This window comes from Pseudomonas donghuensis (assembly GCF_000696345.2).
Classification (GTDB): domain Bacteria; phylum Pseudomonadota; class Gammaproteobacteria; order Pseudomonadales; family Pseudomonadaceae; genus Aquipseudomonas; species Aquipseudomonas donghuensis.
This window is the reverse complement of the sequence record NZ_CP071706.1, coordinates 3,224,053-3,245,138: the sequence shown is the minus strand read 5'-3', so window position 1 is coordinate 3,245,138 and position 21,086 is coordinate 3,224,053. Positions and strand designations below refer to the sequence as shown.

The window sequence follows — 21,086 nt, the reverse complement described above, 5'->3', positions numbered from 1 at the left end:
GACAATCGTTTTTGTTGTTGGTGTCAGTGCTTGCTGGCGCCGGCGGCGCCGATCCCGGTCATGGATCGAATGAACTGCGCGAGATAACGGCCACGTTCCTCGGTGGCCCGCGCCGAGGTGTCGGTGACCGAAAACAGCCAGGCGCCGAAGAAGGCCAGGCTCATCGAGAACAACGCCGGGTTGCTGTAGGGGAACAGCGCCTGCTGGTGATGCAGGACGTTGACCCACACCGCCGGGCTGAGCACCAGCAGGACGATCGCCGAGATCAACCCGCTCATGCTGCCGACCACCGCGCCGCGCGTGGTCAGGCCTTTCCAGAACATCGACAGGAACAGCACCGGGAAGTTGACCGAGGCGGCGATGGCCAGCACCAGTCCGGAGAGGAAGGCAATATTTTGCGACTCGAACATCAGGCCGAGAATGATCGCCAGCACGCCAATCCCTAAGGTGGCAAGGCGCGAGACGCGCATCTCTTCCTTCTCGCTGGCCTGGCCCTTGCGGATCACGCAGGCATACAGGTCATGGGACACCGCCGAGGCGCCGGACAGCGCCAGGCCGGCGACCACGGCCAGGATCGTGGCGAAGGCCACCGCCGAAATGAAACCGAGGAACAGGTTGCCGCCCACCGCCTGGGCCAGGTGCACCGCGATCATGTTGCCGCCGCCGATGATTGCGCCGCTGGCATCGCGGTAGGCCGGCTCGGTGCCGACCATGACAATGGCGCCAAAGCCGACCACGATCAGCAACAGGTAGAAGTAGCCAATAAAACCAGTGGCATAGAACACGCTCTTGCGCGCTTCCTTGGCGTCACTGACGGTAAAGAAACGCATGAGGATATGCGGCAGCCCCGCCGTGCCGAACATCATCCCCAGGCCCAGGGATATGGCGTCTATCGGGTTGGACAGCAAGCCACCGGGGGCCATGATCGCCGTGCCTTTGGCGTGCACCGCCGCCGCGCCGGCAAACATCGCCTCGGTGCTGAAGCCGAAATGCTTGAGCACCATGAAGGCCATGAAGCTGGTGCCCGAGAGCAGCAGGACGGCCTTGATGATCTGCACCCAGGTGGTCGCCAGCATGCCGCCGAAGGTCACATAGAAGACCATCAGCACACCGACCAGCAGCACCGCATTGAAATAGCTGATGCCGAACAGCAGTTCGATCAGCTTGCCGGCACCGACCATCTGCGCCACCAGGTACATCAGCGCCACGGTCAGGGTGCCGAAGGCCGAGGTCAGGCGCACCGGCGTCTGCGCCAGGCGGTAGGACACCACGTCGGCGAAGGTGTATTTACCCAGGTTGCGCAGGCGCTCGGCAATCAGGAACAGGATGATCGGCCAGCCGGCCAGCACCCCCAGGGCATACAGCAGGCCATCGTAGCCATTGAGGAACATCATCGCCGAGATGCCGAGGAAGGAGGCGGCGCTGATCATGTCGCCGGCAATGGCCAGGCCATTCTGAAAACCGCTCAAGCCACCACCGGCGGTATAGAAGTCACTCGCCGAACGGGTGCGCAGTGCCGCCCAGCGGGTAATGCCAAGGGTGAACAGTACAAACAGCAGGAACATTGCGATCGCGGTCCAGTTCATTGTGCACACTCCCGCTTGACCTTGTCGTTCAAGGGGTCGAGCACATTGTTGGCGCGATGCACGTAGATCCCGGTAAGGGCAAACGAGGCCAGCACGATCAGCACCCCGACCAGCATGCCGACCGTGGTGACCCCACCGCTCAATGACTGGCCAAGGGTCTCGGGGGAGAACGCCACCAGCAGGACGAAGCCGTAATAGATGCACAGCATGATCAGGGTCAGGACCCCGTTCAGACGCCGTTTTCGTTTGACCAGTTGCTGGAAGTCAGGGTGCTGGCTGATGCTTTCGATGTCGTTGGGGGTCATGGCCGTACTCTTGTTATTTTGGTTGTTGTCAGGACACGCGAGGTACCACAGGGAAAGTCGTCTTCTGCTCCTTGGGCTTAGAGTTGGTCGAAGTCCAGCACCACCTTGGCGCTGAGTGGATAGCTCTGGCACGACAGCACATAGCCGGCGGCCACTTCGTAGTCTTCAAGGGCGTGGTTGCTGTCCATTTCCACTTCGCCTTCGATGACCTTGCACTTGCAGGTCGAGCACACCCCGGCCTTGCACGAGTAGGGCAGCTCGGCGCCGATGGCATTGCCGGCATCCAGCACGCTCAGGGTGTTGCGCGGCAGGTCGAAGGCCAGCGCGCGGCCGTCGCTGATCACGGTGATCTGGCTGCTCTGTGGGTTCTCGACCCGTGCCGCTTCGCGCTGCTGGCGGCGTTGCTCATTGCCAGCGGCAGCGAACAACTCGAAATGAATCCGTTCAGCTGCCAGACCATTGGCCTTGAGGCTGTCGCGCACCATCTCGGTCATGCTCTGCGGCCCGCAGATGAACGCGGCATCCAGGCGCGGCGCATCCAGCCAGCGGCTGAACAACAGGTTGCATTTGTCGGCATCGATACGACCGTTGTACAGATCGATGTCCTGTTGCTCGCGGCTGAACACGAAGATCAGGTTCAGGCGTTGCAGGTAGCGGTTCTTCAGGTCTTCAAGCTGCTCGCGAAACAGTGCCGAGGTGCTGGCGCGGTTGCCGTAGAGCAGGGTGAAGCGGCTATGCGGTTCGTGCTCCAGGGTGGTCTTGATGATCGACAGGATCGGCGTGATACCGCTGCCGGCCGCCACGGCCAGGTAGTTGCCCTGGCGCGCGGGGTCGAGCTGGACATTGAAGCTGCCGGCCGGCGGCATGACCTCGAGTGCGTCGCCCGCCGCCAGCACATCGTTGGCAAAGGCCGAGAAGCGTCCGCCGGCGACGCGTTTGACCGCCACCCGCAACTCGCCATCGTTGACCCCGGTGCAAATCGAATAGGAGCGGCGTACTTCTTCGTTGTCCAGGTGGGTGCGCATGACCAGGTACTGGCCCTGGACGAAGTGAAACTGTTCGCGCAGGTCATCCGGTACGTCGAACAGGATCGACACCGCATCGCGGGTTTCATTGCGCACTTGCTTGACGGTCAGGCTATGGAACTGGCTCATGGTCGTTCTCCATCAGGCGCAGCAATGTGCGCTCAGATGCATTTGAAATAGTCGAAAGGTTCACGGCAGTCGCAGCAGCGATACAACGCCTTGCAGGCGGTCGAGCCGAACTGGCTGAGCAATTCGGTATGGCTGCTGCCGCATTGCGGGCAACTGATCAGCGGGCTGTCACCCAGCAGGCTGCGTTTGCTGGCACTGCCCTGGGGCGCCGCGATGCCGTAGGCCTGCAGGCGCTCCCGGCCGCTGGCGCTGATCCAGTCGGTGGTCCAGGCCGGGTGCAATTGGCGCTTGAGCCGTGGCGTGACAAAGCCTGCGTCCTCCAGGGCCTGGCAGATGTCCTGCTCGATCACCTCGGTGGCCGGGCAGCCGGAGTAGGTTGGGGTGACCACCACCTGCAGGTGGCCGGTTTGCCAGCTCAGCTCGCGAACGATCCCAAGCTCCACCACGCTGACCACCGGCACTTCCGGGTCCATGACCTGGGCCAGTACCGCCCAGGCCCGGCTCAGGTCGTCGCCGCGCGCCGCCCGGGCGCCGCCATCGCTGGCAATCAGTTCACCAGGTTGCATCGGGGTAGGCTCGTGGCAGGAACTGCATTTCGGCCAGCAACAGGCCCAGGTGTTCGCTGTGAATGCCGCGGCGGCTGTCCAGGTAGAAGGGGCTGGCGGCGGCCGGGACGGGCAGGGTGGCGCTGGCGAACGTGCTGGCCACCTGCTGCTGCCAGGCGGCGGCGATGGCCTGCGGATCACCGATGATGCCGGCCTCGAACAGGCGTTGTTCGAGCGCGTCGCTGTTGACCAGCTCAACGGTAAAGCGCCACACCTGAGGGATGGCTGCCAGCATGCGCTGGTGGCTTTCTTCGGTGCCATCGCCCAGGCGTTCGATCCACTCGCCCGAGCGGCGCAAATGGTAGGTGACCTCTTTCAACGCCTTGGCGGCTATGCCCTGGATGCGCGGGTCGAGCGACTGGCTCAGTTGCTCAAGCACCTGGAAGTGCCAGGCGTCGTAGAGAAACTGCTTGAGCATGGTCACGGCGAAATCGCCATTGGGCTGCTCGACCAGCAGCAGGTTGCGGTAGTCGCGCTGATCGCGACGAAACACCAGATGATCGGCGTCGCGGCCGTCGTTGCTCATTTCGGCCGCGTAGTCCAGCCAGTTGCGGGCCTGGCCGACCAGGTCGAGGCCGACGTTCATCAGCGCCAGTTCTTCTTCCAGCGCCGGCGCATGGCCACACCATTCACACAGGCGCTGGCCCTGGATCATGGCACTGTCGCCCAGGCGCAACAGGTAGGGGATCAGGTCCTGGGTCATCTTACATATGCCCCACTTCGGCCGGCAGCTCATAGAAGCTGGCGTGGCGGTAGACCTTGTCCTGCGACGGATCGAATAGCGGCTCTTTCTCGTCGGGCGAGGAAGCAATGATCAGCGCCGAGGGCACCACCCACAGGCTGACCCCTTCGTTGCGGCGGGTGTACAACTCGCGGGCGTTCTCGATCGCCATGGTGGCGTCGGCGGCGTGGACGCTACCGACATGCTTGTGGTTCAGGCCGTGCTTGCTGCGCACGAATACTTCAAACAGGGTCCATTCGGACATGGCGGGCTCTCCGGTCAGGCGGCGATCTTGTTGTGTTTTTTGCGGGCATGGGCGACGGCGGCGGCGCGGACCCAGGCGCCATCCTCGATGGCCTGGCGTCGGGTGGCGACGCGTTCCTGGTTGCACGGGCCGTTGCCCTTGAGCACTTCGTAGAACTCGTCCCACTGGATTTCGCCGAAGTCGTAATGGCCGCGCTCGGCGTTCCACTTCAGGGCCGGATCCGGGACGCTGCAGCCGAGCAGTTCGAGCTGCGGGATGGTTTGGTCGATGAAGCGCTGGCGCAGTTCGTCGTTGCTCTGGCGCTTGATCTTCCAGGCCATGGACTGGGCGCTGTTGGGCGAGTGCTCGTCGCTGGGGCCGAACATCATCAGCGCCGGCCACCAGAGCCGGTTGATGGCGTCCTGGACCATGTCCTTCTGTACCTGGGTACCGTGGCGCATCATGGTCAGGAGCATTTCGTAGCCCTGGCGCTGGTGGAAGCTCTCTTCCTTGCAGATGCGAATCATCGCCCGCGAGTAAGGGCCGTAGCTGGTGCGCTGCAGCACCACCTGGTTGACGATGGCGGCGCCGTCCACCAGCCAGCCCACCACGCCCATGTCAGCCCAGCTCAGGGTCGGGTAGTTGAAGATGCTCGAGTACTTGGCCTTGCCGTTGTGCAGCTTGGCGATTTCGCTGTCGCGGTCGGCGCCCAGGGTTTCCATGGCGCTGTACAGGTACAGGCCGTGGCCGGCTTCGTCCTGGATCTTGGCCATCAGCTGCAGCTTGCGCTTGAGGGTCGGGGCGCGGGTTACCCAGTTGCCCTCCGGCAGCATGCCGACGATTTCCGAGTGAGCGTGTTGCGAGATCTGCCGGATCAGGGTCTGGCGGTAGGCGTCGGGCATCCAGTTCTTGGCTTCGATCTTGATTTCGTCATCGATCCGTTGCTGGAACGCGCGCTCTTGCGCGGACATCTCATCCAGGCTCTTGAGGCGCTTGACGCCGGTTTCTACCAGTTGTGCGTACATGGTGTTCTCCAGCCTTTTATGAAAGGGGCTTTGAGGCTGAAGACAGTTATATGTGATACAGGGCAAAATATCAAACATAAAAATGTGTATCGAGTTCGTCTTGTGTATCGCTTTATTCGGGCATGAAAAAGCCCCGGCCGCGCGGGGCGTGACCTGCGAAGAGGTGCGGACAATGGGCCGCGAGGCGACCCGCGGCTGTATTACTTGCGCTTGTCGAAGACGTGACAGGCCTTGCCTTCCGAGCGTTTGATCGAATAGGCGGGCTGCAGCACCACATGCGAACTGATACCGATATGCGTCTTGATATGCCGGCTCAGCTCGCTGCACAGGTCCTGCTGCCGGGCCGGGTCCAGGTGTTGGTGTTCGCTTTTCAGTTCGACATGCACGTCGACGCTGTCCAGGTTTCCTTTGCGATACAGATGTATTTCGTAGATTTCTGAAAACTGTTTGATTTTAAGCAGCTGTTCCTCGACCTGCGTCGGGAACACGTTCACCCCGCGAATGATCAGCATGTCGTCACTGCGGCCGGTAATCTTGTCGATGCGCCGCATCGGCCGCGCCGTGCCTGGCAGCAGGCGAGTCAGGTCGCGGGTGCGATAGCGGATCATCGGCAGGGCTTCCTTGCTCAGCGAGGTGAACACCAGCTCGCCCAGCTCGCCGTCGGGGAGTACCGCGCCGCTCACCGGATCAATGATCTCGGGGTAGAAGTGGTCCTCCCAAACGGTCGGGCCATCCTTGCTTTCGGCGCACTCCATGGCCACCCCGGGGCCCATGATCTCCGACAGCCCGTAAATATCCAGGGCTTCAATACCCAGGCGTGCCTCCAGGGCGCTGCGCAGTTCCGGGGTCCAGGGTTCGGCGCCAAAAATCCCCAGGCGCAGGGCCAGCGAATGCGGGTCGATGCCCTGGCGTTCGATCTCGTCGGCCAGGTTGAGCATGTACGAGGGGGTGACCATGATGATGTCGGGCTGGAAGTCGCGGATCAGCTGCACCTGTTTTTCAGTCTGGCCGCCGGACATGGGGATCACCGTGCAACCCAGGCGCTCGGCGCCATAGTGCGCGCCCAGCCCGCCGGTAAACAGGCCGTATCCGTAGGCAACATGGACCTTGTCGCCACGCCGCCCGCCGGCGGCGCGAATCGAGCGGGCGACGACATTGGCCCAGGTGTTGATGTCGTTCTGGGTATAGCCGACCACGGTCGGCTTGCCAGTAGTGCCGCTTGAGGCATGCAGGCGCACCACATCGTGCAGTGGTACGGCAAACAGGCCATAGGGGTAGTTGTCGCGCAGGTCGGCTTTACAGGTAAAGGGAAAGCGCGCCAGGTCGTCGAGCGAGCGGATGTCATCAGGGTGCACGCCCAGCTCATCGAAACGTTGCCGGTACATGGGCACGTTCTGGTAGGCATGGCTCAGGCTCCAGCGCAGGCGTTGCAGTTGATGCTGGCGCAGTTCGTCGATACTGGCGGTTTCCAGCGGGTCGAGCACGGGGGCATTGGGGATCTGCATGTTCATGGTTTCACTCTAATTGTTGTTGTTTGTTGCCGTCTGCACGCGGCTTGAGTGTGGAGCTAGGGTACGGCTTCAGTCCTCCAGGCGCTCGATAATCAAGGCAATGCCCTGGCCGACGCCGATGCACATGGTGCACAGGGCATAACGCGCCTGGCGTTGCTCCAGTTCATGCAGCGCCGTGGTCACCAGGCGGGCACCGCTCATGCCCAGCGGATGCCCCAGGGCAATGGCGCCGCCGTTGGGGTTGACCCGCGGGTCGTCGTCGGCAAGCCCCAGCTCGCGCAGTACTGCCAGGCCCTGGGCGGCGAACGCTTCGTTGAGCTCGATCACCTCCATGTCGGCCAGGCTCAACCCGGCGAGGGCCAACGCCTTGCGTGTCGCCGGCACCGGGCCGATGCCCATGATCCGTGGTTCGACCCCGGCCGTGGCCATCGCCAGCACCCGTCCGCGGGCTTTGAGAGCAAAGCGCTCGGCCTGTTCGCGGCTGGCCAGCAGCAGGGCGCAAGCCCCGTCATTCAGGCCTGAAGCATTACCGGCTGTCACCGTGCCGTTGTCCCGAAAGGGCGTAGGCAGTTTCTGTAATTGCGCGAGGGTTGTTTCTGCGCGGGGGTGTTCATCATGCACGACCACGTGTGCCGGCCCTTTGCGCTGGGCGATGGTCACCGGCACGATCTCCCTGGCCAGGCGTCCGCTGGCCTGGGCCGCCGCGGCGCGCTGTTGGCTGCGCAGGGCAAAGGCATCCTGATCGGCCCGGGAAATGTTGAACTGCGCGGCGACGTTCTCGGCCGTTTCCGGCATGGAATCGATACCGTACTGCTGTTGCATCAGCGGGTTGACGAAGCGCCAGCCCAGGGTGGTGTCATGCAGTTCAGCCTGGCGGGAAAACGCCTGTTCGGCCTTGGCCATGACCAGCGGCGCCCGCGACATCGACTCGACGCCCCCCACCAGCAGCAGCCCGGCCTCACCGCAGCGGATGGCGCGGGCGCCGCTACCGATTGCATCCAGCCCCGAACCACACAGGCGGTTGACGGTGGTGCCGGGCACGCTGGGCGGCAGGCCGGCCAGTAGCGCCGACATGCGTGCGACGTTGCGGTTGTCTTCGCCGGCCTGGTTGGCGCAGCCATAGATCACATCGTCGACGGCGCTCCAGTCGACCTGCGGGTGGCGTTGGCACAGGGCGCGCAGGGGCAGGGCGCCGAGGTCGTCTGCACGCAGGCTGCTCAGGGCGCCAGCGTAGCGGCCGATCGGGGTGCGCAAGGCGTCAATGATCAGGGCGTCGGTCATGCCTGGGGCTCCTCGGGCAACACAGTGCCGCGTACTTTGTAGGACTTGCCGTGAAACAGGGCGATCAACTGGCCCTGCTGGTTCTCGATGCGTACGGCGTAGTTGCCGGTACGCCCGCTGCGGCTTTGCTCGCTGCAGGTGGCGGTGAGGGTATCGTCCAGGTGCGCCGGGGCGACGTAGTCGATACTGCAGCCCAGGGCGACGGTGGCTTCGTTGTGGCTATTGCAGGCAAAGGCAAAGGCTGAGTCGGCCAGGGCAAACAGGTAGCCGCCGTGGCAGGTGCCATGGCCCTGGAGCATGTCCTTGCGCACGCTCATGCCGACCCGGGCGCTGCCGGGGCCGGCGGCCAGCAGGCGCATGCCCATGCCCTGGCTGGCCGGGTCGCGTTCGAACAGCGCCTGGGCGCAACGGCTGGCGAGGTCCAATCGTTCATTCATGAAAGCAGGCTCCTTCGGCCAGCAGCCGACGCAAGTGCAGGGAGGGGCGGTAGCGTTCTTCACCGTAGGCGGCCTGCAGGTTGCTCAGCACCTGCACCGTGTAGCCGATGCCCAGGGCGTCGGCCCAGGCCAGTGGGCCGCAGGGGTAATTGACCCCGGCGCACATCGCCAGGTCGATATCCGCGGCCGAAGCCACCCCGTGCAACAGGGCGTCGGCGCCTTCGTTGGCCAGGCAGACCACGGTGCGCAGCACGCACAGGGCCGGACTGTCGCGCAGAGCGGTTAGCGCAATGCCGGCGGCATTGAGCAGGGCCACCACCTGGTCGATGGCGGCGGGCGAGGTGTCGGCTGCCCAGCTGATGCCCAGGCGCCTGGCGCTGGCGTAGTCGAGTGCCAGATCGAGCAGGACCAGGTTGCTCAGGCCCTCATCCCTGGCCCGCTGGCTGGCCAGGCGGCCATCGCTCAGGGCCAGTGTCGCCTGGCCAATGCGCAACAGGCCGTTGCCGGGGCGGTGGCTGAGCACCAGGCCTGCGCTGGCCAGGCGCTCAAGCAGGGGTGCGAGCAAGCCAGGCTCGCCTTCGACGAACAGGGTGTCGGGCACGGCCTGGCTTTCCAGGCTCAGCGGTTGCGGGCGCAGTGCGTGTTGGTGATAGTCATAGAAGCCCCGGCCGCTCTTGCGCCCCAGGTACCCGGCGTCGACCAGCGCCTTTTGTACCAGCGACGGCGTAAACCGCCGGTCCTGGTAGTAGGCGTCGAATACCGAACAGGTCACGGCGTAGTTGACGTCGTGGCCGATCAGGTCGGTCAGTTCGAAGGCGCCCATGGCAAAGCCGCCAGCTTCGCGCAGCAAGGCATCGAGGCTGGCGCAATCGCTCACTTGCTCCTGGAGCAGGCGCAGGCTTTCGGCGTAGAACGGGCGCGCGACCCGGTTGACGATAAAGCCTGGGGTGGAGCGCGCCAGCACCGGCTGCTTGCCCCAGGCCAGGGCGGTGTCCTTGATGCACTCGGCGATCTGGCTGGCGGTGGCCAGCCCGCTGACCACTTCGACCAGGGCCATGACCGGTGCCGGATTGAAAAAGTGCATGCCCACCAGCCGTTGCGGGTGCGCAAGGCCGGCAGCCAGTTGCGTGATCGAGATTGACGAGGTGTTGCTGGCCAGGATGCAGTCGCTGCGGCACAGCGACTCCAATTGGCCTAGCAACTCACGTTTGACCTCAAGCTTTTCGACGATGGCCTCGATCACCAGGCCCGCGTCGGCCAGCTCGTCCAGCTGCGCGGCGGGCCGCAGGCGAGCCAGGCATTCGGCCCGGGCGCTGGCGGCGAGCTTGCCGTTGGCCACGCGTTTGCCCAGGTGCTGGTCTATGGCTGCAATGGCCTGGGCGGCGGCGCCGGGGCGGCTGTCGTACAGCTGCACCCGGTGCCCGGCCTGGGCCGCCACCTGGGCGATACCGGCGCCCATGGCCCCGGCGCCGATCACCGCGACCATGACGTTGTGACTGAGGGCAGTCATGCTCAACGCCCTTTGAACTGAGCAGTACGCTTGGCCATGAAGGCACTCACGCCTTCGCGATAGTCCTCGCTGCGCCCGGCCAGGCGTTGCAGGTCGCGCTCCAGGGTCAGTTGCTGTTCGAAGCTGTTGTCCAGGCTTGCATGCAGGCTGCGCTTGATCAGGCCCAGGCCGTAGGTGGGCTGGGTGGCCAGGTGGCGGGCCAGCTTGATGGCCTCGTCGCGCAGTTCAGCATCCTCGACGCAGCGGTAGATCAAGCCCCATTGCTCGGCTTGTTCGGCGCTCAGCCGTTCGCCGAGCATGGCCAGGGCTTTGGCCCGGGCCATGCCGACCAGCCGTGGCAAGGCGTAGGTGCCGCCCGAATCGGGGATCAGGCCGATCTTGCAGAACGCCTGGATAAAGCTGGCCGAGCGAGCAGCCAGCACCAGGTCGCAGGCCAGCGGTATGTTCGCGCCAGCACCGGCGGCGACGCCGTTGACGGCACAGATGACCGGGATCGGCAGGTCGCGCAGGGTGTGAACCAGCGGGTTGTAGTAGCGCTCGATGGATTCGCCCAGGTCGGGTGCCTCGGCGCCGGGGACGACATTGCGGTCGGCCAGGTCCTGGCCTGCGCAAAAGCCGCGGCCTTCGGCGGTCAGCAACAGGACCCGTACGTCATTGCTGCGGCGTACCAGGCGCAGCGCCTCCTGAACCTCTTCATGCATGCGGCCGTTGAAGCTGTTCAGTTGCTCGGGACGATTGAGGCTGAGCAGGGCGACGCCTGCATCGATGGAAAACAGGATGTGCTCGAAACTCATGGTATCTGCCTTTGGTTGCAGGTCAATCGAGGGGGTGGTGGGGCTTATTTGCCGCAGAAGCTGGCGCGGCGTTTTTCCTGGAAGGCACGGATGCCCTCGTTGCGGTCGGCGGTGCCGGCCAGCAGGGTGAAAGCGTGGCGTTCAAAGCGCAGGCCGCTGGCCAGGTCCAGGTCCTGGGCCTTGAGCAGCGCCTCCTTGGCCAGGCGCAGGGCCAGCGGTGCTTTGCTGGCAATGCGCTGGGCAATCTGCAAGGCGCGCTCGACCGTCAGCTCCGGCGGGGTGATTTCGCTGACCAGGCCGGCCTCGAGGGCGCGCCTGGCACTGATCGGCTCACCGCTGAGGACCATCTGCATGGCCAGCGACTTGCCCACCGCCCGCAGCAGGCGCTGGGTGCCACCGGCCCCGGGCATGATGCCGAGGTTGATTTCCGGCTGGCCGAACTGGGCGTCCTCGCCAGCAATCAGGATGTCGGCGTGCATCGCCAGTTCGCAGCCGGCGCCCAGGGCGTAGCCATTGACGGCAGCAATCAGGGGCTTGGCGAACTGGGTAATGGTTTGCCAGTGCGCCTGACGCGGATCGTTGAGCATGCCCACCAGGTCGCGTCCGGCCATTTCATTGAGGTCGGCGCCTGCGGCAAAGGCCTTGCGGCTGCCGGTCAGGACCACGGCGCCAATGCTGTCGTCGCTGGCGCAGCGCTGCAGTTGCTCGGCGAGCTCGGCCAGCAGTTCACTGGTCAATGCATTGAGTGCTTGTGGGCGCTGCAGGGTGATCAGGCAAACCGCCTGGTGGGTGTGCACGGCAAGGGTATGCGGCATGGCGAAGGTCTCGCAGGGCGGTCGGGCGTCAAGGCCGGGATTTTTATTGGGCGGGCGGGAGCCGTTTCGTCAAAGTATAGGCATGAAGCGATACGAAAATACAACACGAAAAATAACAATGCGTGTCTAATTGTTTGTGGCTCTATGCCTGTGGTGTTGCCGAATCCAATAAATAGCGGAGGCTTATAGGAGGGGGTGCACTGATGGTGACATGGTAAAACGATACATAAAATGTTATTGCTGTCAGGTGATTGCGGTTAAATGCTACGAGGAGATTCGCCATGCCCTGCTACAGCCTTGACGGCCTCACGCCGGTGGTCGACCCCAGTGCCTATGTACACCCGAGCGCCGTATTGATCGGCGACGTGATTGTTGGCCCGCGGTGCTACATCGGTCCTTTGGCCAGCTTGCGCGGTGATTTCGGCAGGATCGTGCTGGAGGAGGGCGCCAACCTGCAGGACACCTGTGTCATGCATGGTTTCCCCGACAGTGATACGGTGATCGAGCGCGACGGCCATGTCGGTCACGGCGCGGTGTTGCATGGCTGCCGGGTGGGCGCTGATGCGTTGATCGGTATCAATGCCGTGGTCCTGGACTACGCCCGCATCGGCGCGCGCTCGATCGTCTCGGCTGGCGCCCTGGTCAAGGCGCGCTTCACCTGCGCCGAGCAATCGCTGGTGGTCGGTTCGCCAGCCCGGGTTACCCGGCGCTTGAGCGATGAGGAAGTGGCCTGGAAGCAAGCCGGCACCCGCGAATACCAACTCCTCGGCCAGCGCTGCAGCAGCCTGGTGGAGTGCGCGCCGTTGTCGGCTGTCGAAGCCGACCGGCCACGGATCAGCCACAGCGAGCATCGCCCCAAGGCCGCCAGCAGCACCTGAAACCCTCGGGCAACAGGGCCGGCGTAGTCTTGAGCTGGGCGGCGGGGTATATTTCAACTTTTTCGATGGACCGTCTATGTCGTCCCTGACACCGCTCAATCAGCTGATCAACCGTTTTCAGCAACAGACACCCATACGGGCCAGCTCGCTGATCATCACCTTGTATGGCGATGCCATCGAGCCCCATGGTGGCACCGTGTGGTTGGGCAGCCTGATTCAGCTGCTCGAGCCCATGGGCATCAACGAGCGGCTGATCCGTACCTCGATCTTTCGCCTGAGCAAAGAAAACTGGCTGACCGCAGAGAAGGTTGGCAGGCGCAGCTATTACAGCCTGACCGGCACCGGCCGGCGGCGTTTCGACAAGGCTTTCAAGCGTGTGTACAGCGCCAACCTGTCGGCCTGGGATGGCTCATGGTGCCTGGCGATGCTGACCCAGCTGCCTGCCGACAAGCGCAAGCAGGTGCGCGAAGAGCTCGAATGGCAGGGGTTTGGCGCGATTGCACCCACGGTACTGGCCTCGCCGCGTTTTGACCGCGGCGACGTCAATGCCACCTTGCTGGAGCTTGGCGTGCAGGAAGACACCATCCTGTTCGAGACCACCACCCAGGATGTACTGGCCTCGCGGGCGTTGCGCATGCAAGTGCGCGAAAGCTGGAACCTTGAGGAGCTGGCGGCCCATTACAGCGAGTTCATCCAGTTGTTTCGGCCGCTCTGGCAGAGCCTGCGCGAGCAACCCACGCTCGACCCTCAGGACTGCTTCCTGGCCCGTATCCTGTTGATTCACGAGTACCGCAAGCTGTTGCTGCGTGACCCGCAGCTCCCCGACGAGCTGCTTCCGGGGGACTGGGAAGGCCGCGCAGCCCGGCAATTGTGCCGCAACCTGTACCGGCTGATCGTCGCCCCGGCCGAGCAATGGCTGGAAAGCGCCATGGAAACCGCCGACGGGCCGCTACCGGACGTCGGCGAGAACTTCTACAAGCGCTTTGGCGGCTTGACCTGATCTGTTGACACCGCCCGTGGATGGCAAGCGCTGCGCAGCGGCGGTTGCGCCGCCACGGCCCTGACGGGCTGGCCTGCTGCGCGGGGCTGGCGAAAGGCTTCATTGACGATGCCGATGCTGCAGGGCAGGGCGTCCAGGTAGCTTTGGCGCACCAGCGGCGCCAGGCGCCCGCTGCCGGCACCGTCGTGCCACCAGACCTGCACATTGAGGCTGGCCAGTTGCTCCAGCCAGCGGGCATTGACCGCCGGGCTCAGGCGCCCGGTGCTGAAGGCGCTGATGTGCAGCGGCGCATCCAGCCGGCGGTTGAACGCCTGCAACTGGGTGTACAGCGCTTGGCGGCGGTCGGCACTGTGAAAGTGCAGGTCGTCCAGTTCCATTGGCAGGTACCAGCCTGCCACCGGCAATTGCCAGTCCTGGCGCACCTTGCGCTGCTGGGCCAGGGCGTTGCCCAGTTGGGCCTTCCAGTAGGCGGCAAGGCCGGCGCCGTCCAGCGCGTCGATGCGCTGGTAATAGGCGGCGTCCATGTACAGCCCCAGCACCAGTTGCAGCCCCTGTTCGTGGGCCAGGCGCAGGCTGTTGGCCAGCCAGCCCCGGGCACCACCGAAGTCGCTGTCGCCGTAGGCGCTCCACTGCACGATCAGGGTTTTGCCGCCCTGGGCCGCGCTGGCCTTCCATCGCGAGCGCCATTGTTCCTGGCTCAACTGGGCGTCGCGGTTCAGCGGTTGGTAGAACAGGTGTTCGTCGGCGCTGGCCTGCAGGCTCAGCACCAATAGCATCACAGCGATCAAGCGGCGCATCAGAAGGTCAACTCCGCACCCAGCAACACGCCATTGGTGTGTTCATAAAGATTACCGCCCAGCGCTTGCTGGTATTCGGCGCGTACTTTCAGCGAACCGCGATAGGCGTTGTAGCGGTCGTCGTCGAACCACCATTGCCAGCGCAAGCCCAGGCCGGTGCGCAGGTCCTGGCGCCAGTCGTTGCTCGGGTCCTGGCTTGAGAGCTCAAGAAAGCCATAGGGCATCAGGGTTTGTGGCGAGGTGCTGGGCAGTTTCCAGGTGTGTCCGCGCTGGTAGCGCGACAGCCATTGATGATCACCGGCGCGGGTCCACCAGGCGCCATCGAGGTAGAGGAAGCGCTCGTCCCAGTCGTCTTCATCGGCGCGCCAGTCGTTGCGCCATTTGCCCTGGTCGAGGAACGAGGCGGTGGCGCGCAGCAGCAGGTCGTTGCTCGACGCGGCGTGGCCGCGCAGGTCGCCATAGTTGTCGCCAGCCTTGCTCGGGCTGATCAGTTGGCCCAGGCTCAAGCCGCCGTAACGGGCATCGTCGATCTGGCGCTGGTGATAGAGCTCGCTGTAGAGGTTGAGGTTGGCCGTGCCGAACGGCTTGTAGCGCAGGCCGACGCCGGTGCCCATGCTTTGCGCGTAGTCGTTGCGGCCCGTGCCGCCAAACAACACCCGGCCATAGACCGAGAAGGTGCTGCCATTGCGGCTCGGTTCCTCGCCCAAGGCATGGTCCCACATCGCCAGCTGCACGTTTTGCGAGGTGGCACGGCGGTTCTGGCGCTCGTCACGCAAGTTGTCGTTGGTCGAGACGCCACCCGGCGACCAGGTACTGGCCAGGGTGATGCGGTCGCGTCGCGACAACGCTTCATGGTCGCGGCGCTGACGGTACTTGCGTGCTTGCAGGCTGCCGAACTGGTCATCGCCGTCGACCAGGTCCTGCTCGACATCCAGCACCCGGCGCAGCTCTTTGCGCGCGGCGGCGCTGTTCCCCACTTCGGCGTAGCGCCAGGCCAGGGTTTCGCCGAGGCGGTAGTCCTCGGGGAAGTCGTGAGTGGCGCGCTCAAGGTGGGCAATCGAGCGGGCTCGGGTCGCTTCCTCCTGCGAGCCTGACAGGCGCATGCCGTAGTCGGCGCGGTAGCGCGGCTGGTCCGGCGCCAGGCGTACGGCTTCGGCCAGCCAGGCGGTGCTCTGGCGCAGGTCGTCATTCTGCGCGGCGGTCACCGAGGCGGCGTAGTAGTGGTCGGGGCGCGGCTGGCGCTTGAGGGCCTCGCGCTGGTAGTTCATGGCGGCGTCGATCTGGCTTTGGCGCCGGGCAATGGCCGCGCCCAGCGCCCAGTCGTCGGCCGTTACATGCGGCGCCTGGTTCCAGTACTTTTCGGCCTGATACGGATCGTTGGCATTGAATGCACTGCGTGCGGCGGTGAGGCGCGCGTTGTCGGTCCACTCGCTGTCGGCCAGGTGCTTCCAGATTGGTTGCGCACCGTAGGAATCGCCCGAGGCTTCCAGGGCGTAGGCCAGCGGCAGGCGGCTGCCGCTGTCGCCCAGGCTTTCGGCGGCCTGGTAGTAGACCACCGCCTCACCCGGGCGCTCGGGCATGGCGCAGTGGCCCAGGGCGCGCAGTTGGTCGACTTGGGTGGGGTTGGCAGGCGTTGCCTGACGCAGGCGCTCGCACTGGCCGATATCGGCTACGCCGGGGGCGGCGTAAAACCACAGCAAGACCGTGGCCAGTTGCATCGGCCCACGCAGGTGCTGGTTGATCGAGTGATGACTGACCCGCTTAGGTAGCGCGGCATCGTCCTGATGCAAGTCGAGAGCCGCGAGCATGAGCCGGGTCTCCTCCTTCTGCCAAGGGGCTGGGATAGGGGTGTTGCAAGCCGAGGGGCATGCCCTGCTGGTGCGATTGGCGGCACTCTGCAGTGCACGGCCAGGCGGCGGGGCAGCAGGGTAATCAATTTGTGCGCGAGTTTGAACGGATTTAATTCGCTCCAGCGCAAATAGCGCTGCCCAGCCAGTCCAGGAAGGCCCGCAACGCAGGTTCGCGCTCACGCCCCGGCAACCACACTGCGCTGTACTGTGCGGCCGGCAGACGCACTTCATCGCGCCACGGCTGCAGCAAGCCCTGGCGCACGCTGTCGGCGACCAGCACATTGCTCGCCAGCACCAGCCCATAGCCGGCAGCGGCCGCCTGCAGGGCATAGTGTTCATCGTCGTAGCGATGAAAGCGCGCCCGCTGCAGCCAGTCTTCACAGCCGGCCAATGCGCACCAGCGGGCCCAGTCGATGACCACGCCACTGACCGAACTCCACGGTACCTCAAGCAGCGACAGGGGCTGATCCGCAGGTGGCTCCTGCCAACCGGGCGGGGTATAGACCGAGAAATGCTCGGCCAGCAACGGCATCCGTTGCAGCCCGGGGTCGGGATTGAATTCGGCACGCAGGGCCAGGTCGAAACGCTGGTCGCGCTGCAGGTCGACCACCTCGCTGCCGGTCAGCACCCGCACCTGAATGTCGCCATGGCGATGATGGAAATCGCCCAGCCGGGGGATCAGCCACAAGCTGGCAAACGCCGCGGTGGTGGTCAGGGTCAGTTGCTGGCGATCGCCGGGTGGTTGCAACGCTTCGAGGCTGCGCTGCAGGTTTGCCAGGCCCTGGTGCACCTGCAGGTACAAGCGCTCACCGGCTTCGCTGAGCCTGACCCCCTGCGCGCTGCGCTCAAACAACAGCAGGCCAAGGTGCGACTCCAGGCGCTTGATCTGGTGCGAGACCGCCGCCGGGGTGACCGCCAGTTCGTCGCTGGCAGCCTTGAAGCCGCCCAGGCGGGCCGCCGATTCGAACGTGCGCAGGGCAGTCAGGGGCAGTTTGGTGAACACGGTGCTCAAGCCAATTGAGGGAGGCTCAATTTAGCTCAATTGAACCGCCGTCTCAACGCGGCTAGGGTGGGGCTTCATTGACGTTCAGGGAGGCAGACATGCAAGGCAAGGCGCGCAAGATCGTTCAGGCCATACTCTACGAAACCATCGCCGTGCTGTGTGTGGCGCCGGTATTGTCCTGGGCCTTCGATGCCGGCATGGCCCATTCCACCGTGCTGTCGCTGATCCTCTCGGCGGTGGCCCTGGCCTGGAACATGTTCTACAACTGGGCCTTCGAGTATTGGGAGGCGCGTCAGGCACAGCGTCGGCGTACCCTGTGGCGGCGTTTTGTGCATGCGTTGGGCTTTGAAGGCGGGCTGGTGTTGATCCTCTTGCCGGTGGTCGCCGGCTGGTTGCAGATCAGCCTGTGGGCGGCGCTGTTGACCAACCTGGCGCTGTTCCTGTTCTTCTTCGTCTATGCCTTCGTGTTCCAGTGGGCCTTCGACCGGCTCTTCGATGTGCCGGACTCCGCCCGCGAGCCTGCTTGACTTTGTCTGCGCGGCTGCGCTAGTTTCGCTGCCATGAATACATTCCTGCAGTTGCCTCAGCACAGCATTATTACCGCCATTATCGTTTTGGCGGGCTAGCTGACACTTGCACCGAACCCGCCCTGGAGGCGGGTTCTTTCTCTCTCTCCTGGGCACTTTAAAACACCAGGAGTCACTGATGACCAGCCTTGCCGTAAGCCCCCGTACACCGTCCGCACCGCTGAACCTGCTGTCTGACTACGTGCGGCGCATTCTTGCGGCACCCGTGTACGACCTGGCGATCGAAACGCCCCTGCAAGCTGCGCCGGCCTTGTCGCGCAGCCTCGGCAACCAGGTGTTGCTCAAGCGCGAAGACCTGCAACCGACCTTTTCCTTCAAGATCCGCGGTGCCTATACCCGTCTCAGCCGCCTGAGCCCGGCCCAGCGCCAGCGCGGGGTGATCACCGCGTCGGCCGGCAACCATGCCCAGGGGGTCGCCCTGGCCGCCCGCGAACTGGGCATGCGCGCGACCATCGTGATGCCAACCACCACCCCTGAGCTCAAGGTTGAAGGCGTGCGTTCGCGCGGCGGCCAGGTGGTGCTGCACGGCGAGAGCTTCCCGCACGCGCTGGCCCATGCCTTGAAACTGGCCGACAGCGAAGGCGCGACCTTCGTGCCGCCGTTCGACGACCCGGACGTGATCGCCGGGCAAGGTACCGTGGCCATGGAAATCCTCCGCCAGCAACCGGGCGAGCTGGATGCAATCTTCGTCCCGGTCGGTGGTGGCGGCCTGATCGCCGGCATCGCGGCCTACGTCAAATACCTGCGCCCCGAGGTCAAGGTGATCGGTGTCGAGCCGCACGACTCCAATTGCCTGCAAGCGGCCATGGCCGCCGGCGAGCGGGTGGTGCTGGCTCAGGTCGGCAGCTTTGCCGAGGGGGTGGCAGTGGCGCAGATCGGTGCCCATTGCTTTGAACTGTGCCGCCACTATGTCGACGAGGTGATCACTGTCAGCAGCGACGAGTTGTGCGCGGCGATCAAGGACATCTACGACGACACCCGCTCGATCACCGAGCCGTCCGGCGCCCTGGCGGTGGCCGGGATCAAGAAGTACGTGGCCCGCGAAGGCGTGCAGGGGCAGACCCTGGTGGCCATCGATTCCGGCGCCAACGTCAACTTCGACCGCCTGCGCCATGTGGCCGAGCGTGCCGAACTTGGCGAACAGCGCGAAGCGATCATCGCCGTGACCATCCCCGAGCAGCCGGGCAGTTTCCGCGCCTTTTGCCAGGCCCTGGGCAAGCGCCAGATCACCGAGTTCAACTACCGCTACTATCCGGGCAAGGAAGCGCGGCTGTTCGTGGGCGTGCAGACCCACCCGCAGACCGATCCCCGCGAGCAGTTGCTGGCCAGCCTGCGCGAGCAGGGCTACACGGTGCTGGACCTGACCGACAACGAACTGGCCAAGCTGCACGTGCGCCATACCGTCGGTGGCCACGCCGGGCCGGGTGCGGACGAGCGCGTGCTGCGCTTTGAATTCCCCGAGCGCCCGGGGGCCTTGCTGGGCTTTCTGGAGCGCCTGGGCAAACGCTGGAACATCAGCCTGTTCCACTACCGCAACCACGGCGCCGCCGAGGCGCGGGTGTTCGCCGCTCTGGAAGTGCCGCAGGACGAACAGGCCAGCCTGCCCGAGGCGCTGGACGCCATGGGCTACCGCTACTGGGACGAAAGCGACAACCCGGCCTACCGGCTGTTCCTCGGCTGAGCCAGGCCTTGCCCCAGATCAACACGGGGCAGGGCCGACAGGTGGATCCTCAAGGCAAAGGTACATTGCATGAGGATCTCGCCATGAGCAGCACGTTTTTCATCCCCGCCGTCAATATCATGGGCATCGATTGCCTCGAAGAGGCGATGGCTGCCATTGCCGGGTATGGCCTGCGCAAGGCCTTGATCGTCACTGACGCGGGCCTGGCCAAAGCCGGCGTTGCCGAGCGCATGGCCGAAATGCTGGCGATGCGCGACATCGACTCGGCGATCTTCGATGGCGCCAAGCCCAACCCGAGCATTGCCAACGTCGAGCAGGGCCTGGCGCTGTTGCAGCGCGAGCGTTGCGACTGTGTGATTTCCCTGGGCGGCGGCTCGCCCCATGACTGTGCCAAGGGCATCGCCCTGTGCGCCACCAACGGCGGGCACATCCGTGACTACGAAGGCGTCGACCGGTCGGCCAAGCCGCAACTGCCGCTGATTGCCATCAATACCACGGCCGGTACGGCCAGCGAGATGACCCGCTTCTGCATCATCACTGACGAAGCGCGCCACGTGAAAATGGCCATCGTCGACCGCAACGTCACGCCGCTGCTGTCGGTCAACGACCCGGCGCTGATGGTCGGCATGCCCAAAGGCCTGACGGCGGCCACCGGCATGGATGCCTTGACCCACGCCATTGAAGCCTATGTATCGACGGCGGCCACGCCGATCACCGATGCCTGCGCCATCAAGGCCATCGAGCTGATCAGCGACAACCTGCGCCAGGCCGTAGCCGACGGCAGCGACCTTCAGGCCCGGGAGAACATGGCCTACGCCCAGTTCCTCGCCGGCATGGCATTCAACAACGCTTCCCTGGGATACGTGCATGCCATGGCTCACCAGCTCGGTGGCTTCTATGACTTGCCCCATGGTGTCTGCAATGCGGTGCTGTTGCCCCATGTACAGCGCTTCAACGCCAGCGTCAGTGCCGCGCGCCTGCGTGATGTGGCCAAGGCCATGGGCGTGGAGGTCAGCGCCATGAACGTCGAGCAGGGCAGCGATGCGGCCCTGGCGGCGATCGAGAACCTGTCGCGGGCCATTGATATCCCGGCCGGGTTGGCGCTGCTGGGGGCGAAGGAGGCGGATATTCCGACCCTGGCCAGCAATGCCTTGAAGGATGCTTGCGGCCTGACCAACCCGCGGGTGGCCAGCCAGGAGGAGATCGAGGCGATCTTCAAGGCAGCTTTTTGATCTGATGTACTAGCAAGCCAGCTCCCACAAGGTCCTGTGTACACCGAACCTGTGGGAGCTGGCTTGCCAG

At 64.6% G+C, this 21,086-nt stretch carries 19 protein-coding genes and 2 pseudogenes; 5 read left to right on the top strand and 16 right to left on the bottom strand.

Annotation, left to right across the window (positions count from 1 at the left end; translation table 11 throughout):
* Window positions 1-23: 23 nt before the first annotated feature.
* The 13 genes and pseudogenes from BV82_RS15185 to paaF form a co-directional block, all read right to left on the bottom strand.
* Window positions 24-1,586, bottom strand: a pseudogene (locus tag BV82_RS15185) (cation acetate symporter); the annotation flags it as partial.
* Window positions 1,583-1,891 (bottom strand): DUF485 domain-containing protein, encoded by a 309-nt coding sequence (locus BV82_RS15180; protein WP_010225248.1) that lies wholly within the window; start codon window positions 1,889-1,891, stop codon window positions 1,583-1,585. The pseudogene BV82_RS15185 and the gene BV82_RS15180, both read right to left, overlap by 4 nt.
* A gap of 77 nt (window positions 1,892-1,968) precedes the next feature.
* Window positions 1,969-3,045, bottom strand: coding sequence for a 1,2-phenylacetyl-CoA epoxidase subunit PaaE (gene paaE, locus BV82_RS15175; RefSeq protein ID WP_036997062.1), 1,077 nt, complete (start codon window positions 3,043-3,045; stop codon window positions 1,969-1,971).
* Between the two features lie 32 nt (window positions 3,046-3,077).
* On the bottom strand, window positions 3,078-3,611 hold the full coding sequence (gene paaD / locus BV82_RS15170) for a 1,2-phenylacetyl-CoA epoxidase subunit PaaD (RefSeq protein ID WP_010225252.1): 534 nt from the start codon (window positions 3,609-3,611) through the stop codon (window positions 3,078-3,080).
* A complete protein-coding gene (paaC, locus tag BV82_RS15165) occupies window positions 3,598-4,353 on the bottom strand; it encodes a 1,2-phenylacetyl-CoA epoxidase subunit PaaC (RefSeq protein ID WP_010225254.1) in 756 nt (251 codons plus the stop codon). Before paaC ends, paaD begins: the two co-directional genes overlap by 14 nt.
* A 1-nt stretch (window position 4,354) precedes the next feature.
* Complete coding sequence (gene paaB, locus BV82_RS15160; protein WP_010225256.1) at window positions 4,355-4,636, bottom strand: 1,2-phenylacetyl-CoA epoxidase subunit PaaB; 282 nt, start codon at window positions 4,634-4,636, stop codon at window positions 4,355-4,357.
* 14 nt (window positions 4,637-4,650) lie between these two features.
* Complete coding sequence (paaA, locus tag BV82_RS15155; protein WP_010225258.1) at window positions 4,651-5,640, bottom strand: 1,2-phenylacetyl-CoA epoxidase subunit PaaA; 990 nt, start codon at window positions 5,638-5,640, stop codon at window positions 4,651-4,653.
* A 200-nt stretch (window positions 5,641-5,840) separates the two neighbouring features.
* Window positions 5,841-7,151 carry a phenylacetate--CoA ligase PaaK gene (gene paaK / locus BV82_RS15150; RefSeq protein ID WP_036997064.1) on the bottom strand — a complete coding sequence of 437 codons (1,311 nt, stop codon included), beginning with the start codon at window positions 7,149-7,151 and terminating at the stop codon, window positions 5,841-5,843.
* Between the two features lie 69 nt (window positions 7,152-7,220).
* Window positions 7,221-8,432: a 3-oxoadipyl-CoA thiolase gene (gene pcaF / locus BV82_RS15145; RefSeq protein ID WP_010225262.1), complete on the bottom strand. Its 1,212-nt coding sequence runs from the start codon at window positions 8,430-8,432 to the stop codon at window positions 7,221-7,223.
* The gene (gene paaI, locus BV82_RS15140) at window positions 8,429-8,869 is read right to left on the bottom strand and encodes a hydroxyphenylacetyl-CoA thioesterase PaaI (RefSeq protein WP_010225264.1); all 441 of its coding nucleotides are present in this window, start codon (window positions 8,867-8,869) and stop codon (window positions 8,429-8,431) included. Before paaI ends, pcaF begins: the two co-directional genes overlap by 4 nt.
* Window positions 8,862-10,379 (bottom strand): 3-hydroxyacyl-CoA dehydrogenase PaaH, encoded by a 1,518-nt coding sequence (paaH, locus tag BV82_RS15135; RefSeq protein ID WP_036997066.1) that lies wholly within the window; start codon window positions 10,377-10,379, stop codon window positions 8,862-8,864. Before paaH ends, paaI begins: the two co-directional genes overlap by 8 nt.
* Before the next feature lie 2 nt (window positions 10,380-10,381).
* Complete coding sequence (paaG, locus tag BV82_RS15130; protein ID WP_010225266.1) at window positions 10,382-11,173, bottom strand: 2-(1,2-epoxy-1,2-dihydrophenyl)acetyl-CoA isomerase PaaG; 792 nt, start codon at window positions 11,171-11,173, stop codon at window positions 10,382-10,384.
* A 44-nt stretch (window positions 11,174-11,217) separates the two neighbouring features.
* Window positions 11,218-11,988 carry a 2,3-dehydroadipyl-CoA hydratase PaaF gene (gene paaF / locus BV82_RS15125; RefSeq protein WP_036997069.1) on the bottom strand — a complete coding sequence of 257 codons (771 nt, stop codon included), beginning with the start codon at window positions 11,986-11,988 and terminating at the stop codon, window positions 11,218-11,220.
* Between the two features lie 281 nt (window positions 11,989-12,269).
* Here paaF and BV82_RS15120 point away from each other — a divergent pair, with 281 nt between their 5' ends.
* Both BV82_RS15120 and paaX read left to right on the top strand, forming a co-directional pair.
* Window positions 12,270-12,866 carry a phenylacetic acid degradation protein PaaY gene (locus BV82_RS15120; protein ID WP_010225268.1) on the top strand — a complete coding sequence of 199 codons (597 nt, stop codon included), beginning with the start codon at window positions 12,270-12,272 and terminating at the stop codon, window positions 12,864-12,866.
* 76 nt (window positions 12,867-12,942) lie between these two features.
* The gene (gene paaX, locus BV82_RS15115) at window positions 12,943-13,866 is read left to right on the top strand and encodes a phenylacetic acid degradation operon negative regulatory protein PaaX (RefSeq protein WP_010225269.1); all 924 of its coding nucleotides are present in this window, start codon (window positions 12,943-12,945) and stop codon (window positions 13,864-13,866) included.
* Here the strand turns inward: paaX and BV82_RS15110 are convergent.
* From BV82_RS15110 to BV82_RS15100, 3 genes and pseudogenes are all read right to left on the bottom strand, one after another.
* Entirely contained in the window at window positions 13,839-14,663 is an 825-nt protein-coding gene (locus BV82_RS15110; protein WP_036997071.1) for a DUF4434 domain-containing protein, read from the bottom strand. The genes paaX and BV82_RS15110 overlap by 28 nt on opposite strands.
* Window positions 14,663-16,336 (bottom strand): annotated as a pseudogene (locus tag BV82_RS15105) (NfrA family protein); the annotation flags it as partial. The pseudogene BV82_RS15105 and the gene BV82_RS15110, both read right to left, overlap by 1 nt.
* A gap of 286 nt (window positions 16,337-16,622) precedes the next feature.
* The gene (locus BV82_RS15100; RefSeq protein WP_036997133.1) at window positions 16,623-17,516 is read right to left on the bottom strand and encodes a LysR substrate-binding domain-containing protein; all 894 of its coding nucleotides are present in this window, start codon (window positions 17,514-17,516) and stop codon (window positions 16,623-16,625) included.
* Window positions 17,517-17,614: 98 nt separating this feature from the next.
* On the opposite strand from BV82_RS15100, the gene BV82_RS15095 reads away from it, so the two are divergent.
* The 3 genes from BV82_RS15095 (at window position 17,615) to yiaY (ending at window position 21,016) form a co-directional block, all read left to right on the top strand.
* Window positions 17,615-18,043, top strand: a complete 429-nt coding sequence (locus BV82_RS15095) for a PACE efflux transporter (RefSeq protein WP_010225275.1) — start codon at window positions 17,615-17,617, stop codon at window positions 18,041-18,043.
* 178 nt (window positions 18,044-18,221) lie between these two features.
* On the top strand, window positions 18,222-19,784 hold the full coding sequence (gene ilvA, locus BV82_RS15090; RefSeq protein WP_010225277.1) for a threonine ammonia-lyase, biosynthetic: 1,563 nt from the start codon (window positions 18,222-18,224) through the stop codon (window positions 19,782-19,784).
* 83 nt (window positions 19,785-19,867) lie between these two features.
* Window positions 19,868-21,016: an L-threonine dehydrogenase gene (yiaY, locus tag BV82_RS15085; RefSeq protein ID WP_010225278.1), complete on the top strand. Its 1,149-nt coding sequence runs from the start codon at window positions 19,868-19,870 to the stop codon at window positions 21,014-21,016.
* Window positions 21,017-21,086: the final 70 nt, after the last annotated feature.

What these genes read in the sequence shown, in the direction of transcription:
- BV82_RS15180 (WP_010225248.1), bottom strand. Translation starts at nt 1,891, where the DNA reads ATGACCCCCAACGACATCGAAAGCATCAGCCAGCACCCTGACTTCCAG.
- paaE (WP_036997062.1), bottom strand. Translation starts at nt 3,045, where the DNA reads ATGAGCCAGTTCCATAGCCTGACCGTCAAGCAAGTGCGCAATGAAACC.
- paaD (WP_010225252.1), bottom strand. Translation starts at nt 3,611, where the DNA reads ATGCAACCTGGTGAACTGATTGCCAGCGATGGCGGCGCCCGGGCGGCG.
- paaC (WP_010225254.1), bottom strand. Translation starts at nt 4,353, where the DNA reads ATGACCCAGGACCTGATCCCCTACCTGTTGCGCCTGGGCGACAGTGCC.
- paaB (WP_010225256.1), bottom strand. Translation starts at nt 4,636, where the DNA reads ATGTCCGAATGGACCCTGTTTGAAGTATTCGTGCGCAGCAAGCACGGC.
- paaA (WP_010225258.1), bottom strand. Translation starts at nt 5,640, where the DNA reads ATGTACGCACAACTGGTAGAAACCGGCGTCAAGCGCCTCAAGAGCCTG.
- paaK (WP_036997064.1), bottom strand. Translation starts at nt 7,151, where the DNA reads ATGAACATGCAGATCCCCAATGCCCCCGTGCTCGACCCGCTGGAAACC.
- pcaF (WP_010225262.1), bottom strand. Translation starts at nt 8,432, where the DNA reads ATGACCGACGCCCTGATCATTGACGCCTTGCGCACCCCGATCGGCCGC.
- paaI (WP_010225264.1), bottom strand. Translation starts at nt 8,869, where the DNA reads ATGAATGAACGATTGGACCTCGCCAGCCGTTGCGCCCAGGCGCTGTTC.
- paaH (WP_036997066.1), bottom strand. Translation starts at nt 10,379, where the DNA reads ATGACTGCCCTCAGTCACAACGTCATGGTCGCGGTGATCGGCGCCGGG.
- paaG (WP_010225266.1), bottom strand. Translation starts at nt 11,173, where the DNA reads ATGAGTTTCGAGCACATCCTGTTTTCCATCGATGCAGGCGTCGCCCTG.
- paaF (WP_036997069.1), bottom strand. Translation starts at nt 11,988, where the DNA reads ATGCCGCATACCCTTGCCGTGCACACCCACCAGGCGGTTTGCCTGATC.
- BV82_RS15120 (WP_010225268.1), top strand. Translation starts at nt 12,270, where the DNA reads ATGCCCTGCTACAGCCTTGACGGCCTCACGCCGGTGGTCGACCCCAGT.
- paaX (WP_010225269.1), top strand. Translation starts at nt 12,943, where the DNA reads ATGTCGTCCCTGACACCGCTCAATCAGCTGATCAACCGTTTTCAGCAA.
- BV82_RS15110 (WP_036997071.1), bottom strand. Translation starts at nt 14,663, where the DNA reads ATGCGCCGCTTGATCGCTGTGATGCTATTGGTGCTGAGCCTGCAGGCC.
- BV82_RS15095 (WP_010225275.1), top strand. Translation starts at nt 17,615, where the DNA reads ATGCAAGGCAAGGCGCGCAAGATCGTTCAGGCCATACTCTACGAAACC.
- ilvA (WP_010225277.1), top strand. Translation starts at nt 18,222, where the DNA reads ATGACCAGCCTTGCCGTAAGCCCCCGTACACCGTCCGCACCGCTGAAC.
- yiaY (WP_010225278.1), top strand. Translation starts at nt 19,868, where the DNA reads ATGAGCAGCACGTTTTTCATCCCCGCCGTCAATATCATGGGCATCGAT.